12 protein-coding genes and 1 pseudogene are annotated in these 17,792 nt (G+C 56.3%); 8 read left to right on the forward strand and 5 right to left on the reverse strand.

Annotation, left to right across the window (positions count from 1 at the left end; genetic code table 11):
* Together QLG10_RS19245 and QLG10_RS19250 are read left to right on the forward strand one after the other, a co-directional pair.
* On the forward strand, positions 1-1,914 hold the full coding sequence (locus QLG10_RS19245; protein WP_282487851.1) for a hypothetical protein: 1,914 nt from the start codon (positions 1-3) through the stop codon (positions 1,912-1,914).
* A gap of 2 nt (positions 1,915-1,916) precedes the next feature.
* Positions 1,917-2,423, forward strand: coding sequence for a hypothetical protein (locus QLG10_RS19250; RefSeq protein ID WP_282487852.1), 507 nt, complete (start codon positions 1,917-1,919; stop codon positions 2,421-2,423).
* Here the strand turns inward: QLG10_RS19250 and QLG10_RS19255 are convergent.
* Positions 2,415-3,389, reverse strand: a complete 975-nt coding sequence (locus tag QLG10_RS19255; RefSeq protein WP_282487853.1) for an HlyD family secretion protein — start codon at positions 3,387-3,389, stop codon at positions 2,415-2,417. The genes QLG10_RS19250 and QLG10_RS19255 overlap by 9 nt on opposite strands.
* Before the next feature lie 314 nt (positions 3,390-3,703).
* Here QLG10_RS19255 and QLG10_RS19260 point away from each other — a divergent pair, with 314 nt between their 5' ends.
* Complete coding sequence (locus tag QLG10_RS19260; RefSeq protein ID WP_282487854.1) at positions 3,704-4,474, forward strand: NERD domain-containing protein; 771 nt, start codon at positions 3,704-3,706, stop codon at positions 4,472-4,474.
* A gap of 929 nt (positions 4,475-5,403) precedes the next feature.
* Here QLG10_RS19260 and QLG10_RS19265 read toward each other — a convergent pair.
* From QLG10_RS19265 to QLG10_RS19275, 3 genes and pseudogenes are all read right to left on the reverse strand, one after another.
* Positions 5,404-6,024, reverse strand: a pseudogene (locus tag QLG10_RS19265) (tyrosine-type recombinase/integrase).
* Between the two features lie 115 nt (positions 6,025-6,139).
* Entirely contained in the window at positions 6,140-6,358 is a 219-nt protein-coding gene (locus tag QLG10_RS19270; RefSeq protein ID WP_160109237.1) for a hypothetical protein, read from the reverse strand.
* Positions 6,359-6,534: 176 nt separating this feature from the next.
* Positions 6,535-8,235, reverse strand: a complete 1,701-nt coding sequence (locus QLG10_RS19275; protein WP_282487855.1) for a TrkA C-terminal domain-containing protein — start codon at positions 8,233-8,235, stop codon at positions 6,535-6,537.
* A 299-nt stretch (positions 8,236-8,534) separates the two neighbouring features.
* On the opposite strand from QLG10_RS19275, the gene speF reads away from it, so the two are divergent.
* The 5 genes from speF to cax all read left to right on the forward strand — a co-directional run bounded on the left by speF (position 8,535) and on the right by cax (position 16,871).
* Positions 8,535-10,718, forward strand: a complete 2,184-nt coding sequence (gene speF / locus QLG10_RS19280; protein WP_282487856.1) for an ornithine decarboxylase SpeF — start codon at positions 8,535-8,537, stop codon at positions 10,716-10,718.
* Positions 10,719-10,752: 34 nt separating this feature from the next.
* Positions 10,753-13,053: an Orn/Lys/Arg decarboxylase N-terminal domain-containing protein gene (locus QLG10_RS19285; RefSeq protein ID WP_282487857.1), complete on the forward strand. Its 2,301-nt coding sequence runs from the start codon at positions 10,753-10,755 to the stop codon at positions 13,051-13,053.
* Between the two features lie 77 nt (positions 13,054-13,130).
* Positions 13,131-14,471, forward strand: a complete 1,341-nt coding sequence (gene potE, locus QLG10_RS19290; RefSeq protein WP_282487858.1) for a putrescine-ornithine antiporter — start codon at positions 13,131-13,133, stop codon at positions 14,469-14,471.
* Positions 14,472-14,517: 46 nt separating this feature from the next.
* Positions 14,518-15,423: an amino acid ABC transporter substrate-binding protein gene (locus tag QLG10_RS19295; protein WP_282487859.1), complete on the forward strand. Its 906-nt coding sequence runs from the start codon at positions 14,518-14,520 to the stop codon at positions 15,421-15,423.
* A gap of 374 nt (positions 15,424-15,797) precedes the next feature.
* Entirely contained in the window at positions 15,798-16,871 is a 1,074-nt protein-coding gene (gene cax / locus QLG10_RS19300) for a calcium/proton exchanger (RefSeq protein ID WP_282487860.1), read from the forward strand.
* A gap of 377 nt (positions 16,872-17,248) precedes the next feature.
* Here cax and QLG10_RS19305 read toward each other — a convergent pair.
* Positions 17,249-17,792 (reverse strand): acyl-CoA dehydrogenase (locus tag QLG10_RS19305; protein WP_282487861.1); only part of this gene is annotated, 544 nt, incomplete at its 5' end.

The following is a 17,792-nucleotide window of genomic DNA, read 5'->3' on the forward strand; positions in this document are numbered from 1 at the left end:
ATGATTGCCAGCAATGCTGCTTCTCCTCTTCCATGGGGTCACTCCTTGTCTCGGCACGTCAAAGATGACGCACCAGTTTCTAAGATTTCACGATTTATTGATGATGTATGGAATTTTGAACAGGAGGTCCGAGCCCCCAATAGCAGAAGCCGGATCCACTGGGGCAAAATATTCAGCCAAAACGACAGCGAATTTTCTGACCTTGGCAATCTCCAATTTGATATGACTTTGAGGGAATATGCTCACGCGCGAATATTTCAAAATGGCGCCGCCCAAGGACCGAGAAAAGTAAAAGCTCAAACTGTTGTTGAGGACATTTTATGCCTTAAAATGTTGGCGCGCTGGCTGGTAGCCGAGGGAAAATTTAGTTTTTCTGCCGCAACACAACGTGACCTTGATCGGTATGTAGAGTGGTTAAAAAGCTCACCTAAAAACAAGGGCAAAGGCAAGCGATCTGAGGCGTTTGTGGTGCGCGCACTCATTCCTATTCCACTTATGTGGCTTCACAAGCAGAAAATTGATTACGGCTTAAGCTTCAACCCCTGGAATGGCCGCGCTGTGACTCGCGTCTTAAATTATCAGAACACAGGGGAAAATCGAACCGAAATAATTCCTGACGAAGTTATGCAACCTCTGTATAAACTTTCGATACAACTCATACAGGACGACGTCATTGCCCCCCTTATACGAGTACTGAGTCAAGCACCGCCCCCATTAATGAAAAAGCCGTCTCAAAACGAATTAAAAAAGCGTTGTGAACAATTTACAGAACTGAGAACAAAGCTCAAACGACACCGACTTTTCGTTAACCCGAACGTGGACGGCGAGACTTATTTTTACAACAAGTGGCGAGTTCTAGAGCGTGACGTTGGTATTGTCTACTCCGCGTTCATGGTCATCATCGCTGGGTTATCAGCCATGAGAGATAGCGAAGTACGTTCGCTCGGTCTAAACGCGGCAACCGTGGAGTACGACAAAGCAGGACAACCCAAGATATATCGAGTAAAAGGGCGAACATTCAAGAATGCCGACGAAGATATTGATGATGAAGTAGGTGGCGAAGAGCGGACTTGGGTGGTCATCAAAGAAGTTTATGATGCTATAAAATCATTGGAGAAATTGGCGTTGGCTGATCCGGCCTTCGACCAAGTCCGGTTGTTTTCCCGTTTCGGGACCAACAGCACCACAACGAACAACTTGAGGCGACTGCTGACCTTGGCTACAAACAGTTATGGGGCTGCGGTAGCGAATGCAGATGGAAGGCAATGGGAGCTAAAAACCTCACAATTTCGGCGATCCCTAGCTCGATGGATCGTCTGGCAACCGTTCGGCATCATTGCGGGGAAAAATCTGTTCGGCCACGCGCGAATCACCACCACTCAAGGCTACGCCGCCAGTGATCCCAGCTGGAACAAACTTGTAGCCCAAGAGGAGGCTGCACTTATTGATGAGGTCATGACTGACCTAGCTTATGACGTATCTGAAGGTGCCGTTGCAGGAGTTAAATCCAAAGAGATTCTTGAGCTGTTCGGTACCGCCGGAGATAGGCGATTTGATGATGTCCTTTTCTATCTAAAGCACAATAAAAAAACGTTTCATGTGGGGCCTTACAGCTACTGTTTCTACGATCCCGATCGTGCAGCATGCAAGCCGTATGCTTCGGAGGATAAGCCGCGCCAGCCGATCACCAGTTTCTGTAGCCCGGACCGATGCGCTAATGCTTGTATATCTCGCCGGCATTTACCTGCGTGGCAAGTTCTGGCGAGTGACCTAGATAAGATGCTGCGCACGAAAGGTATAAATGATGCGCAGAAGGAGGCATTGGAACGAGAACGTACGAGAGTCGAATCAATCATAACTCCGCTACTGATCGGACCGATGTCAGCAAAGTCAAATGACGCGCCTGAGGATTAAGCATGAAGAGGACAGAACAGACCAAGCAAAAGATAATCGACGCGATTGATCGAATCATCCGCGGGCGCCCGGTTCGTACCGATGCCAAACTGACACCCAGTAACGTAGCAAGGGAGGCCCATGTTGGTAGGGCTACCTTGTACCGGTTCCCAGACATATTGGCCGACATCGCAAGAGCCCAGAGCCAACTGTCTGAAAGCGATCCGATGAGTCTCTTGGACAAGGTAAAACGCCTCGAAAGAGAGCTCGGCGAGCTGCGGCGAGCAGAAAACGCTAAGGCCAAACAATACAAAGCGGTAGCTGTTCGATGTGCTCAGCACATTCAAGCACTGGCGCTAACGTTGCGCCTGAGGGATGAGGAAGTGGCACAGCGGGATAGAATAATTGCTGATTTGCGGGCAACGCTGCGGCTCGGCAAAAATATGCCTTCGGCAGTCGCCGGGTGGCCGGGAATAACATTCAGCACCACTGCCCCTGGTGCCTGCGAAGACGAAGCACAATCATCGTGACTTCCGCGCATTGTCCAAACCTTCCAGCACAGTAACCGTGGCAGTGGTGCCAGCACGTAGGTGCTCTTTTCCAGAGTATTGGGGGTCAATCTGAATCCTTACGGGGACCCGCTGTGCAAGTTTGACCCAGGTGTAGCTGGGGTTAATGTTCGCCAGCAATCGATTGCCTGGCAAGTTCTCCCGATCAGCGATGGCGAACGCAATGCTCTGCACGACGCCACTGAAGATCTCACCACTCATCAGTTCAATACGAACCGGACTGCCCACTTCGATCCTCGGCAACTTGGTTTCTTCGAAGTAACCGCCAATATAAAATGATTTACTGTCAACCAACGCCACCAGCGGACCGCCTGCCGTGGCATAGTCGCCCTGACGAGTCAGCAGGTTGGTGACATAGCCATTAACAGGCGATTCAACCCGTGTACGCTCCAGATCGTGCTCTGCCTCGGCCAGTGCGGCGATGGCCAATTGCACATTGGCCTGGGCAAAACCCAGGTTGGCCTGGTTGCGCAACAAATCGGCTTGGGCGACCGACACGTCTGTGCTGGACTTTTCCCACTCTTCTCCTGAGATCGCTGCGCGCTCCTTGAGGGTTCGCCGACGGAGTTCCTCACTTTGGCGCTGCTTGAGCAATGCTTGACTCGCGACAATGGTCGCTTCGGATTGACCCAGAGCAGCCTTGGCCACTTCCACCGAACGTTTGGCATGATCCACTGCCAGGGCATACCGTGAGGGGTCTATTTCCAGCAACAGTTGGCCTTTCTCCACATATTGATTGTCCTGCACACCGAGGTTGACGATGCGCCCCGCAACATCGGCCGATAGGGTTACAACATCGGCCCTCACCCTTGCATCCCGAGTCCAAGGCGCGCGGGTGTAGTGCTCCCAAGCGAACCAGCCGAGCAAAAACGCCAATCCTACGACTGCCAAAGTTACCAGTCGTGCTATGGATTTCCGTAGATTCATGAGACACCTATCGCTAAATTTCCCCCCGTGCACACACAAGAATAGAGTGCTCGTTCAAACGACGCTTTATGCATGGGCAATTGCGCAGACTTGACCACCCATTTGCATTCGACCTGATCAGTCATTTGCATCGGATTTGACCAGCACGATTCGTGGACATGACCGGCAGAGAACGGCCAGAAGCAGCCATTCCGTGCGCCTACAAATGCAGGGTCGATTCACAAAATTCTCGAGAGTAAATTCGAAATGGAAAAACCCTCGTGTCGCGCTATGGTCCATTGATGTTCTATTCAGTTACACATTGAGACAGAGGAATGGACTTCACTCATAGCTTCATGCAGTTTTGGGATGCTCTTCACTGGTTTATCCCGCCTTTGCTGCTAATCGGTCTACTGCAATCACGCTGGGCAAAGGGGCACATCGGCGAGCTCCTGGTACGGCTGGTTGCCAGATGTCGACTGGACAAGCGAATTTACCGTCGCATGCACAACATCACGCTGAATACGATCGATGGAACCACCCAAATTGACCATGTATTTCTGTCTCCCTACGGCATCTTCGTTGTGGAGACCAAGAATAAAAGTGGCTGGATATTCGGTAGCGAAAGGCAATCGCAGTGGACACAGAAGTTGTATAAAAAGACATTCACGTTCCAGAACCCACTGCGGCAGAACTACAAACATCTCAAGGCCCTGCAGACCACTCTCGGCGTAGAACCGGAACATCTGCACTCGGTTGTCACTTTTGTTGGCGCAAGCACCTTCAAATCTGAGATGCCCGAAAATGTCACCCAGGGTAGTGGCTTCATTCGTTACATCAAGTCATTCAAGCAGCCGGTATTCACTGAGGCTGAAGTTGAAGCACTCGTGCAAGCTCTGCAAAGCGGCCGGCGTCCGCCAAGTCTGGCCACCCACCGTGAACATGTGCAAAACCTCAAGCGCCGCAATGATCCAACAGCTGAACGCAAGTGCCCAAAATGCGGCAATGCATTACTCATTCGCACCGTGAAGTCCGGCCCGAATGCGGGGCAACAGTTCTGGGGCTGTTCGGCGTTTCCCAAGTGCCGAGTGACGCAGAGGCTCTAGTGGCTGCATGAGTATGGGTCGGTAGAGATGGCCGACTTCGGCCAATTTCAGCCATTGCTGACCGGCAGCGATGGGTCGTTCTCTGCCTATCATGGCCACGAAACGACTTGGTCCAACCCGATGCAAAAGGCTGTCAGGTCGAATGAAAACAGGTGGGCAAGCCCGTGCAATTGCCCACCATAGGCACACCAAGGACTTAAAATTCACACAGGAGCGTGGTAATTTCCGCGCTCTATTGAGTCGTGAATGGACAACCAGACTATGCGTTTAATCGGACTGCTTGCGATCTCTTCGATAATTTTGGCGGGTTGTTCAACCTCGCCCATTCCCTCAGACCAAGCCGCCCCCGTTCCTGCAAGTAGGCTTACAGCATTTCAGAGTAAGCCCACCGGCCAATACGGGACACTGATAGTCACTCGTGATAGTGGCTTCACAGGCTCAGCGTGCTACACCATCTTGTACATCGACGGGGAAAAATCGGCAGAGATAGGCTCAGGGGAAACCGCTAAATTTTACCTGCCTGTTGGTGAGAGGATCATTGGCGCCAACTCCACAACCATGTGTGGTGGCGGGCTGAAAGAGCGATCCTTGGTGATGAGTGCAGGCGACACAAAAAAGTATCGGATATCTATCGACACAAGCATGAGCATGGATCTTTCTCCCACCGCATTCTGAGTGGAGACAGGCCGTATGATCCCACTGACGCCATATCATCTATCTCGCTAAGTATTTGTCCATGCTGGCTGGGGCAGGATTGTACCGGGTCAGTAACCACCAGAAATAACCAACATGGAGTGGTTACCTTTTAGGCCTCACTTCAACCTGGTATCCGTAAAGCCGGGCTTCCGATCCGGATACTCTGGACTCTTTCCCAACGTCAGCTATGGGTCGGATAGCGACGGTCTAGCATAGACCGTCGCAGTGGATGGTCAGACTTCTATCTGCTCTGCCATTTCGAGGGCGTCATCAACCTCAATGCCCAAATACCTGACGGTGCTTTCAAGCTTCGTATGTCCCAGCAAGATTTGAACTGCTCTCAGATTCTTTGTCCTGCGATAGATCAACGAAGCCTTGGTGCGCCGTAGCGTGTGAGTACCATACATGGTTGGATCAAGACCAATGGCGGTCACCCACGCTTTGACTATTCGAGCGTACTGCCTGCTGGAGAGATGGTCTGAGTCGTGCATACCGCTGGGGTACAAGAAATCCTCGCAGCGGAGGTGATCTTGATGCATCCAGGCCTCCAGAACCGTTCGGGTTTGCTCAGTGATTTCAAATTACACTGGGTGATGGGTTTTCTGCTGCATCACGATAGCCCGAAACGACACATGTTCCCCATGGGCTATGTCTCGGACTCGCAGCTTGATTAAGTCACAGGCACGCAATTTGCTGTCGATAGCTAAGTTGAAGAGCGCCAGATCCCTTGTCCTCTCAGCAAGCTGAAGTCTTCCGCGGATAGCCCAAATATCTCTGACTCGGAGCGGCGCCTTTTGCCCGACGAGCTTTCCCTTGTTCCAAGGCTGATGGCGATATATAGAAGTTGAGTTCATGGCTTGTCCTCCAGGTTGAGGGAGGACAAGGGTGGATCAGTCACAGTGCGTCGTGGCCGTTATTTGCCCCATAACTGCCAGTCATTTTTGTCTACAGAATCAGGGCAGTTCATATCTATGACTGGCGTAACCTCATAATGGAATCTGTGATGGCTTGAGCATTTGTGTCCAGCGTTTCCATGGCCGACATTGCGTTAGCAGCGACACTTCCCACTCCATTTTCTGAGAGCCACTTGGTTACTTCTTCTATCGCTGCGCCTAAGGCATGCTGATTGTGCAGGAGCAATGTCAGAGCGTCCGCCGTGGCGATCTTGCAGTCTGAGTTATCTGACATGGCGCTCGTCCTTGAAGAATGATGTGGGAAGTCTAGTTCATCTCCGCCATAGGCTGAGCTGAGGCTGGGCGGGCAATTGAACAGATTGCTTACAAAGCAGACGGTCGCTTATGGGCGGTTCCGGCCAGAAGCAGACGGTCGTTATGGGCTGGTACACCTCGGCTTGCCAGTCAGTGTCAATCCGCGAGAACCATGGCGAAGTAGCCGAATACCGTAAGCAAGACTCCCGAGACGGCAAAGGCGACGGGAAAACCGACCCACGGCACGTTGCTGCCGATCTCTGTCGCGGCCTCCTGGCACGGGCCGGAATGACTGCGGGCGCCGGCCATGCCACCCATCAGCACCGCTGGATTGATCTTCATCATGTGATATCCAATCACCCAGACGGCGAAAGGCGGGAGCATGCAGGCGATGAATCCCACCAGGAATATCTGTACGGCGAGCGTACCCGTCAGTTGGGCCAACAGGGTGGCACCGGCATTGATCCCCACAATCGCAACGAACACCAGCAGCCCCATGTCCTCAAGGATGTTGCGCGCTGCGTTCGGCGTATTGCCGAAGAAGCGCAGGCGCGAGGACAGCGACGAGACGATGATGCCCGACACCATCAGGCCGCCAGCGCTACCCAGGCCGACAGAAGCGCCAAAAGCCGGGAACTGGACCAAGCCGATCAGCAGCCCCAGGGTCATGCCGACAAACAGCGTTAACAGATCGGTCATGCTACTTGGCCGGGCGATGACGCCAAACAAATCACCTGCGCGTTGCACGGCGCCGGACAGGCCGGTGACGAAAAGCACGTCGCGGCGTTGCAACCGGGTCTCCGGCCCCACTGGTAGCGGTACACCGCCGCGCTGGAGGCGCGTCAACTGAAGTTGCCCGGCCAGATCCAGGCCGCGAAACTCCTTTAGCGTCTTGCCGATGACGTCTTTCTCGGTGACAAGAATCTCCGCATGGTCCAGTGCTACGGCGAGCGCCTTGGCGTCATCGACTTCCGGGCCGATCAGACCGATGTTGGAGGTCAGGCCTGTACGCGTACTTCCAAGGGCAATCACATCCCCCGACTGCAGCCGGATTTCAGGATCTGCTCCAATCGATTCCTCGCTGCGATGCACATCGACGATGCGATATTCAGGGAACCGAGCGATGAATTCGCGGATGCTGAGGCCGATGGTCGCGGGATTTTCCAGGCGATAAGCACGCAATCCGAAGGCCTTGTTAGCTGAAAGGCCGTCGTACTCGACATCATGCATGCCATGCTGCTCTTCATAGCGACGGGCTGCCGCCTTTGCATCGACACCCCACCAGCGCGGCATGTATTTGCACATCAGGACGATGCCGACGGTGCCCCATATGTAGGTAATGCCATAGGACAGGGTAATCATCGCTGACACCCCCTCGACAGTGTCGCCCGGTGCAAGTTTGACGGCACCTGAGGCAACCGCCTGTTCGGCCGAGCCAATCGCAGAGGACATGGTCGTGGCCCCGGCGAGAATGCCGCCCGCCGCGCCTGTCGGCAAGTTCAGAAGACGAGCCCCCAATACCACCACGGCCAGGCTGACCAAGCTGCAGATGACCGCCAGGAGGGTGAACTTCAGCCCGTCGTCCTTGAGGCTATTGAGGAACGAAGGACCAACCCGCAACCCTACCCCGTACATGAACAAAAAGTAGAAGAGGTTCATGGTGAAGGTGTCTAGCTTGAGCGTGATGCCATAGAGGGATGCGGCAATGGCAACGCCACAACCCACCACTATGGCGCCACCTACTGTGCCCAAACCATACCCCTTGAAGGTGAAGCGGCCGATCAGCACCGCCAGGCTGATCACCAGGAACAACAACATGTAGGGGTTGGCATTGAGAAACGTGAAAATTACCTGCACGGGTTGATTCCCCTTTCGCAACGTTTGCGCCTGAATACCAGAAAGCTTCAGGCAGAAGCGTAGCGTGTGAATCCGTGCCGGTTACTGAGAACCGAAAGTTCTATAAACCACAATAGTCCGACGGCTTTCGCCATGCCCCAAAAAAATCCGTAGGGCCCGGCAAAAAAAATCTAAAAAAATATCAACCTAAAAAAATGGACTATACCCAATGAGGAAATTCGCTCCTAACCCCGGACAGTAGTGCCTCTGAAGAGACTTGCCCAGGAACTTCGACGTCATGAAATCGAGAGAGTCTGGTTATGAACGCTTTGAAAATCGCTGCCAGCGAAGCGACGCGAGATTGTTTCCGTACTGCCCGTGAAGTCGTTCCTCTCGAACAGACCGACTTTACCGACGTCGCCGTCGCAGTTCTTTCAGTGGATGATTTGGCTGCAGGGGCGTTGGATTCCATCAAGCGAACCGGCTTCGACATCCCGATTTTTCTGGTTGCATCGCAGGGCCGCGGCAATCGCTCCTTAGAAGTCTACAAGCAGCTGCAAGATGTCATTCTGCAGGTCAACGGCGTGTTTGACCTCTCCAACTACAATGCCGAGTACTACGGCAACCAACTCGAAACCGCCGCCAAGGCTTACGAAGAAAATTTGTTGCCGCCCTTCTTCGACGCCCTCAAGCACTACACCGAGGCCGCCAATGCGACCTTCGCCTGCCCCGGTCACCAGGGCGGCCAGTTTTTTCGCAAGCACCCCGCCGGCCGCCAGTTCTTCGATTTCTTTGGCGAAACCCTGTTCCGTGCCGACATGTGCAACGCCGACGTCAAGCTTGGCGACCTGCTGATCCACGAAGGCCCGGCCCTGCAGGCGCAGAAGCATGCCGCGACAGTGTTCAACGCGGACAAGACCTACTTCGTGCTCAACGGCACATCGGCGTCGAACAAGGTGGTCACCAATGCCCTGCTGACGCCTGGCGACCTGGTGCTGTTCGATCGCAACAACCATAAATCCAACCACCAGGGCGCATTGATCCAGGCCGGTGCCACGCCGGTGTACCTGGAAACCGCGCGCAACCCCTACGGCTTCATCGGCGGCATCGACGCCCATTGCTTCGAGGAAAACTACCTGCGCGAGCTGATCAAGGAAGTCGCCCCGGACAAGGCTCAGTTGCCGCGGCCGTTTCGCCTGGCGATCATTCAACTGGGCACCTATGACGGCACCGTCTACAACGCGCGCCAGGTGGTCGACCGCATCGGCAAGCTGTGCGACTACATCCTGTTCGACTCGGCGTGGGTGGGCTACGAACAGTTCATCCCGATGATGAAGGATTGCTCGCCCATGTTGCTGGACCTGGGCGAAGACGACCCGGGGATTTTCGTCACCCAATCGGTGCACAAACAGCAAGCCGGGTTCTCTCAGGCCTCGCAGATCCACAAGAAGGACCGCCACATCAAGGGCCAGGCGCGCTACTGCAATCACGCGCGGTTGAACAACGCGTTCATGGCCCAGGCCTCCACCAGCCCGTTCTACCCGCTGTTCGCCTCACTGGATGTGAATGCGCGTATCCACGCCGGCCGCAGTGGCTTGCGCCTGTGGGAAGACTGCGTGAAATTCGGCATCAACGCGCGCAAGCTGATCCTCGAGGCCTGCACCCTGGTGCGTCCGTTCGTGCCGGAAACCATCGACGGCCGCCCCTGGCAGGACCACCCCACCGACGCCATCGCCAACGACCTGCGTTTCTTCGAGTTCCACCCCAAGGATCGCTGGCATGCCTTCCCCGGTTATGCCGACAAGCAGTACTTCATCGACCCCTGCAAGCTGCTGTTTACCACTCCCGGCATTGACCCGATTGACGGCAGTTACACCGACTTCGGCATCCACGCCGGCATCCTCGCCAACTTCCTGCGCCAGAACGGCATCGTTCCGGAAAAGTGCGACCTCAACTCGATCCTGTTCCTGCTCACGCCCGCCGAAGACTGGGCGAAGATGGCCCATCTGGCCGCGCAACTGGCCCGCTTCGAACAGTTCATCAGCGATGACGCGCCCATGAGCCGGGTGCTGCCGGCCATCTATGCACGCTTTGAAGACCGCTATCGCAACTACACGATTCGCCAGCTCTGCCAGGAAATGCACGATCTCTACCGCAGCCATAATGTGCAGCAATTGCAGAAGGACATGTTCCGCAAGGAGCACTTCCCGAAAAAAGCCATGAACCCGCAACAGGCTCAAATCGAATTCATCCGTGGCAATGTCGAGTTGGTCGCGCTGGCCGATGCCGATGGCCGTGTCGCTGCCGAAGGCGCGCTGCCCTACCCGCCCGGTGTGTTGTGCGTGGTGCCGGGGGAAATCTGGGGTGGCGCGGTACTGAAGTATTTCCTCGCGCTGGAGGAAGGCATCAACGCTTTGCCCGGCTTCACGCCGGAACTGCAGGGCGTGTACCTGAAAGAAGAAGGCGGTCGAACCCGCGCCTATGGATACGTGCTTAAGGCCTGATGCTGCGTCCAAATAATTGCTCAAGGAGATATGCATGAGTTACTCGCAAACCCGATTGCCAGTTGACTTGGCGCAGCGATTCCCGGTGCTGATCGTGGCCAACACCCAGGAGCATAACGACAGCATCATTCTACGTAGCGTCGAGGCGATAGCTGCCGCTCTGCATGAACATGATTTGGAGGTAGAGCTGGCCGGGTCGCTGGAAGAGGCCGAAATCGCCGTCAGCGCCAACTCGGCCTACTGTTGCGCAATCATCGGCTGGGGCCTTTGCGAAGCCAACCAGGACTTGGCGCTACAGCTGATCCAGCTGATCCGTCGGCGCACGGCACAGCTGCCGATCATGCTCGGCATGAGCCGGGCGCATCAGAGCCAAGTGCCGCTGGCCTTCGTGGAGCACATCGACGGTTTTATCTGGCAGCCCGAAGATAGCCCGGAGTTTATCGCCGGGCGCATCGAAGCCGCATCTCGCCGCTACCTGGACAGCATCTTGCCGCCGTTTTTTGGCGCGTTGGTAAACTTCGCCGGCACCCATGAGTATTCCTGGCACACCCCGGGGCACACCGGCGGAACTGCCTTCATGAAGACTGCTGTTGGTCGTGCATTTCTCGACTTTTATGGCGAGCAGATGTTGCGCTCTGACCTGAGCGTTTCGGTCGGCGAATTGGGCTCGCTCAACGACCACTCCGGCCCGATCGATGAAGCGGAAAAATATGCCGCACGAGTATTCGGCGCCGACTTCACCTTCTTTTCCGTGGGCGGCAGCTCCGCAAGCAACGAGATCGTCCTGCACTCGGCGGTGACGGATGGCGATGCCGTGCTGGTGGACCGCAACTGCCACAAATCGTTGAACTATGCCTTGAACATGTCCGGCGCAGTACCGCTGTACTTGCGTCCACGGCGCAATGCACGCGGCCTGATCGGGCCGGTGCCACGCACAGAACTGACCCCTGCCGCCGTTGCGCAGAAACTCTCCGAAAGCCCGTTGGCGACCAACAAAACTGCCAAACCCGTGTTAGCAGTGCTGACCAACTCGACCTATGACGGCCTGTGCTACAACGTGCAAACCACCACCCGCGAGCTGAGCCAAAGCGTCGACCGTATCCACTACGATGAAGCTTGGTACGCCTATGCCCGCTTCAACCCATTGTACGAAGGCCGCTACGGCATGCACCGCGGCGAGCGGCATGCTGACGACGCCACCGTCACCGTCACCCACTCCACCCATAAACTGTTGGCTGCGCTATCCCAGGCCTCGATGATCCATATTCGTTCAGGCAAGGTGCCGGTCAAACCGGCCTTGTTCAACGAGGCTTTCATGATGCACACCTCGACTTCGCCACAGTACAGCATCATCGCCTCGACCGACGTCTCGGCGAAAATGATGAACGATGCCGGTGGCTACCTAACTGATGAGTCCATTGGCGAAGCCATCGCCTTTCGCCAGGCAATGGTGCGCCTGAACAAGGAAATACAGCAGCGCAACGCCAAGGACTGGTGGTTCGGCGTCTGGCAACCGGATGAAGTCAACGGAGTTCCCTTTGTCGATGTCGATCCCGAAATCCTCCGCCAAGGTGACGCCTGGGTGCTCAAACCTGAGGCCACCTGGCACGGATTCGGCGACCTGGGCAGCGACTACTGCATGCTCGACCCGATCAAGGTCACGGTGCTGACTCCGGGGCAAACTCTCGAAGGCCAGATGGAGAATAGCGGCATCCCAGCGCCGCTGGTGTCGTCCTTCCTCTCCAGCCGAGGCATTGTGGTTGAAAAGACCGAGCCCTACTCGATCCTGCTGTTGTTCAGTCTGGGCGTGACCAAAGGCAAATGGGGCTCGCTGGTGGCCGGTCTGATGGAGTTCAAAAAACATTACGACGGCAACTCGCCACTCGAACAGGTCATGCCTGATCTGGTCAACAGCCATGGCGATCGCTACAGCGGCATGGGCCTCAAGGATCTGGCCAATGAAATGCACCAGGACATGCTTGCCACAAAAATGCTGCAGAACATGGATGAGGCCTACACCCTGCTACCCGACCAAGTGTCCTCGCCTAGGGACACCTACGCCAAGCTGGTCAAGGGCGCAATTGAACAGATTGCCGTGCGCGACATGGTGGGTCGCACCATTGCCGTACAGATCGTCCCCTATCCACCGGGCATTCCGCTGATGATGCCTGGTGAGAAAGCCGGCGACGACAAGAAAGCCATTGTCGATTACCTGTTGGCGATGGAAGCCTTCGATGGCCGCTTCCCAGGTTTTGAACATGATAACCATGGCGTCGAGATCGAACGCGACAGTCAGGGGCGCCCAACCTACAGGGTTTATGTGGTCAAGCAGTAAGCGTTAGCCCTTGTCCGGCCGCTTGCTGTCATTGCCGGGCGCAGGTTCAAAACTTTGAACAAGGCAAGGAGTTTGCGATGGCTGATTCAAGTAAGAAAATGGGCCTGATGGGGCTCACCACCCTGGTCACGGTCAACATGATGGGGTCAGGCATCATTATGCTCCCCACCAACATGGCCCAACTCGGGGCCGTCTCGCTGTTGTCGTGGATTTTCACGGCGATCGGCTCGATGGCCATTGCCTACTGCTTCGCCCAGTGCGGGGTGTTCTGCTCGCGTTCCGGCGGCTTGTCCGCCTACACCGAGGAAGCCCATGCGAAGTCGGGGTTCTTCCTCTGCTCGTACCTATACTTCCTGTCCTTGGCGATCGCCAACGTCGCCGTCGCGATCTCGGCGGTGGGCTACATGAGCGCCTTCCTGCCCTGGCTCAGCAGTGGTGCCATCCCGCTGTTCGTCGGCACGGTCGGGCTGATCTGGATCACCATTATTGCCAACTTCGGTGGCCCCAGCATTACCGGCAAGATCGGTGCTTTCACTGTGTGGGGGGTGATCATTCCGGTGGCGGGCTTGAGCATCATCGGCTGGTTTTGGTTCGACTCCGATGTGCTGGCGGCCGCCTGGAACCCCAACAACTTGGCCATCTCCGAAGCCATCGGCAAGGCCATACCCCTGACCCTGTGGGCCTTCCTCGGCATGGAGTCGGCAGCCCAGGCCACCGACGCGGTGGAAGATCCCAAGCGCAATGTGCCGCTGGCCTGCCTGTTCGGCACCCTGGGTGCCGCCACGGTCTATGTGCTGTCGACCACCGTCATCCAGGGCATCATTCCCAACGCCGAGTTGGCCAATTCCTCGGCGCCTTTCGCGCTGGTCTACGCCAAGATTTTCAACCCGATGGTGGGCAACATCGTCATGGCGCTGGCGGTCATGGCTTGCGTCGGCTCGCTGCTGGGCTGGCAGTTCACCCTGGCCCAGACCGCCAAGATGACCGCCGACCAGAACCTGTTCCTCAAGCTGTTCAGCAAGGTCAACGCCAGCAATGCGCCCGTGATCGGCATGATCGTCTGCGGCGTGCTGCAGACGATCATGGCCATATCGACCATCTCACCCGATGCCGCGGCACAGTTCAGCAAACTGGTCAGCCTGGCGGCGGTGACCAACCTGATCCCCTACATAACGGCGCTCACCGGCTTGCTGGTGATCATGCACAAGGCCCAGGTGGGACCCGCGGTGTACTCGCGCAACCTGGTGGTGCTGCTGGTGGCGGTGGCCTACTCGTTGTATGCCCTGTATGCCTGCGGCAAGGATGCGGTATTTGGCGGCACCCTGGTGCTCGCCTTGGGTTACCTGCTCTATGGTTTCCTCGCCAAGCGTTTCGTCGACGTGCTACCCGCCGCCCAGGCCAGGACCGGCAATGTTTAGGCATCGCAACCAGGACTGCACAGACTTGTACACGGGGAAACCAGACATGAACGTATCATTTGCAAAAACCACTCGCCTGCTACTTGCCCTGGTGTTCACCGCGCTGCCACTGGTGGCGGGCGCCAACACTCTGGAGCGCATCCGCGCCAGCAACGCCTTTACCCTGGGTTACGTGCCGGACCTGTCGCCCTTCAGCGTTGCACAAGGCGACAAAGCTAGCGGTTATGCCATCGACCTGTGCCTGAAGATCGCCGACAAGCTCAAAACCGAACTCAATCTGCCCAACCTGCAGGTACGCTACCAGCCCGTCACGGTTGCCGAAGAGACCAGTGCGGTGAAACTGGGTAAGGTCGACATCCTCTGCACGCCGACTCCGCCGACCCTCGAACGGCGCAAGACCATCAGCTACTCGATACCGGTGTACACCGCCGGCCTCTCGGTACTGGTGCGCAAGGATGCCGCGCAACCGCTGCTCAACGCGCTCAACGGCAAGGAGGCCAACCCCGGCCCGACCTGGCGGGCGACGATCAACCGCGGCCTGGCTAACCAGACGTACGCCACCATTGAGGGAGGTGTGACCGAAGACTGGATTCGTGAACGGATGCGCATGCTCGGCGTGATCGCTTCGCTGGTGACCGTGGCCAATACCGAAGAAGGGGCCGGGCTGGTGGCCGCGCGCAAGGCCGATGCGTTCTTTGCCGAGCGCATGTTTTTGAAAAACCAGGTGGAAAAAGGCGGCACCAACGATGACCTGATGGTTCTGGACCGCATCTTCGAGTACGCCCCGGTGGCCATGATCGTCGAACGCGGTGACGAGGACTTCCGCCTGCTGGTCGATACGGCCCTGAGCGAGGCCTATCGTTCCGGTGCCATCGAGCAGGGGTACGACAAGTACCTGGGCGGGATCAACGATACGATGAAAAAGCTGTTCCGGGTGTATGCATTGCCCTAGCGTCATCGTTAATTGCAGACCGACTACAGCCAACCCAACTAAACCCGGCTACCTTGGCAAAGAGGCTAGGGAGAATCTACAGACTGTTCTCTTCTCCAATATGTACTACTGGAGCACAGCTACCTAACCCTTCCACCTAGCTGTATACCCCGGCAAGCCGAGGTATACAGCCTACGACAGTCAACGTCCGCAATGGGGTGTGGATTCAACCGGTCGACGCAACAGATTGGCTAAATGGTCGGCAGTTGCTCTTACTTTCAGTCACTTCTGTTTTATTGGCCGCCTGGTTTTTAGACGAGACAAGGAATGCAGACCATTCTTGCGAGACCTACGATCCCCTATAGTGGCTGCGCATCAGCGAGAGGAAGACTTAAATGCTCAATTGGATGCTTGTCTTCGTTCCCATTGCAATTGTCTTTGAATACTTCGCAGCGGACCTCCACCTGCTGATCTTCCTGATGGCAGCATTGGCCATCGTACCGCTTGCAGGCTGGCTGGGACAGGCTACAGAACATTTGGCGGAGCGCTCCGGAGAGGGCGTTGGCGGGTTGCTAAATGCGACCTTCGGCAATGCCACCGAGCTGATCATTGGCCTGAGCGCTTTGCGCGCGGGTCTCCATGATGTGGTCAAGGCATCCATCGTCGGATCTATCGTCGGCAACATCCTGCTGGTGTTGGGCCTCGCCATGTTGGCTGGCGGGCTTCGTCACCGCGAACAGCAGTACAACATTTCGGGGGCTCGCTCCCAGGCTACCCTGCTGACCCTGGCCACCATCGCCCTCATTCTGCCGGCCGCCTACAACGCCGTCATCACGCCCCGCAACCCACAAGGTCTGCAATCGCTGAGCCTGTACATCTCTCTGATTTTGCTACTGGTCTACGGTTTGTTCCTGGTGTATTCGCTGATTACTCACAAGAGCTTGTTTTCCGGTACTTTCAGCATGGAGCAGAGCCCGGATCAGCCGCCACCCTGGCCAACTGGTAAGGCTTTGTCGGTGCTTGGCGTGGCCACTGTGCTGATCGCCTGGATCAGCGAGATCCTAGTCGGTGCCATCGAGCCAAGTGCACGTCAGCTCGGCCTCAGCAACCTCTTTGTCGGTGTGTTTGTCGTGGCAATCCTTGGCAATGCGGCCGAACATGCCTCAGCCGTCTCGGCCGCCATGAAGAACCGCATGGACCTTGCACTGTCGATCGCCATCGGCTCCAGCGTCCAGGTGGCCCTGCTGGTCGCTCCACTTCTGGTACTGGCCAGTCTTTTCATTGGGCCTTTGCCCATGGGCTTGGCCTTTTCCGGCGGTTTGGTGTTGAGCGTCCTGTTAGCGGTGTTGATCACCGGCCAAGTGGCTGGCGATGGTCGCTCAGACTGGCTCAAAGGCGTGCAGTTGCTCGCCGTGTACCTGATCCTCGGCCTAGCTTTCTTCTTCACTCCTGACGCGCCCACCCTATAACGCAGCCCAGGAGGACGGCACTTTTTCGCCGCAACTAACTGCGGAACTCTGGAGTGACACGGGGGGCCGTAGTAACACCGCAATGCAAGACATCTGACAAATCTGACTATTGGTAGCGTAAAGACACTCGGAATAAATAGGTGTTTTGAGCGACCGCATTTGGCCGATCTCTGCCGATCATGATGGGCAGAGATCGGCCAAAAGCGGTCGCTCGCTGTAGGACTTCCGCACCGTTTATGGAAGGATTGTGTAAACCACAATCTCACCTAGAGATACAGCGTGATTAATGATGTAGAGAATCCTGAGGGGTGAGGAAAATCGCTCAGTCTCACCAAAGAACCCCGCGAATGCGGGGTTTTCTGTCGCTGGTTCCCCGATCAGAATTGTCCTGCACCCAGCAGGAACAACGATTCGCTACCCGCCTTCACAGACGTGCTCAACGAGTGAATGCGCGGCAATAGGCGGGCGAAATAGAAGCGTGCGGTGCCCAGTTTGCTGGCGTAGAAATCGTCCTGCGTTTCTTTGCCCAACGCGGCCTTGGCCATCAAGGCCCACATGTAGGCATAGGCCACGTAGCCAAACACTTGCAGGTACTCAACCGACGCCGCGCCAATTTCATTCGGGTTGTTTTTCGCCCGGTCCAGCAGCCATGCCGTCAGCTCGTCGAGCGTCGTCACCGCATCGTTGAGCGGCTTGGTGAACTCCGCCAGGTCAGCACTGGCCGTTGCGGTGAAGTGGCGAATCTCGTCGGCAAACAGATTGTAGAACGCCCCGCCGCTGCCGACGATCTTGCGTCCCACCAGGTCCAGCGCCTGGATACCGTTGGTGCCTTCGTAGATCTGGGTGATGCGCACGTCGCGCACCAGTTGCTCCTGGCCCCACTCACGGATATAACCGTGGCCGCCGAATACCTGCTGGCCG

This window comes from Pseudomonas sp. V98_8, assembly GCF_029967975.1.
GTDB lineage: Bacteria > Pseudomonadota > Gammaproteobacteria > Pseudomonadales > Pseudomonadaceae > Aquipseudomonas > Aquipseudomonas umsongensis.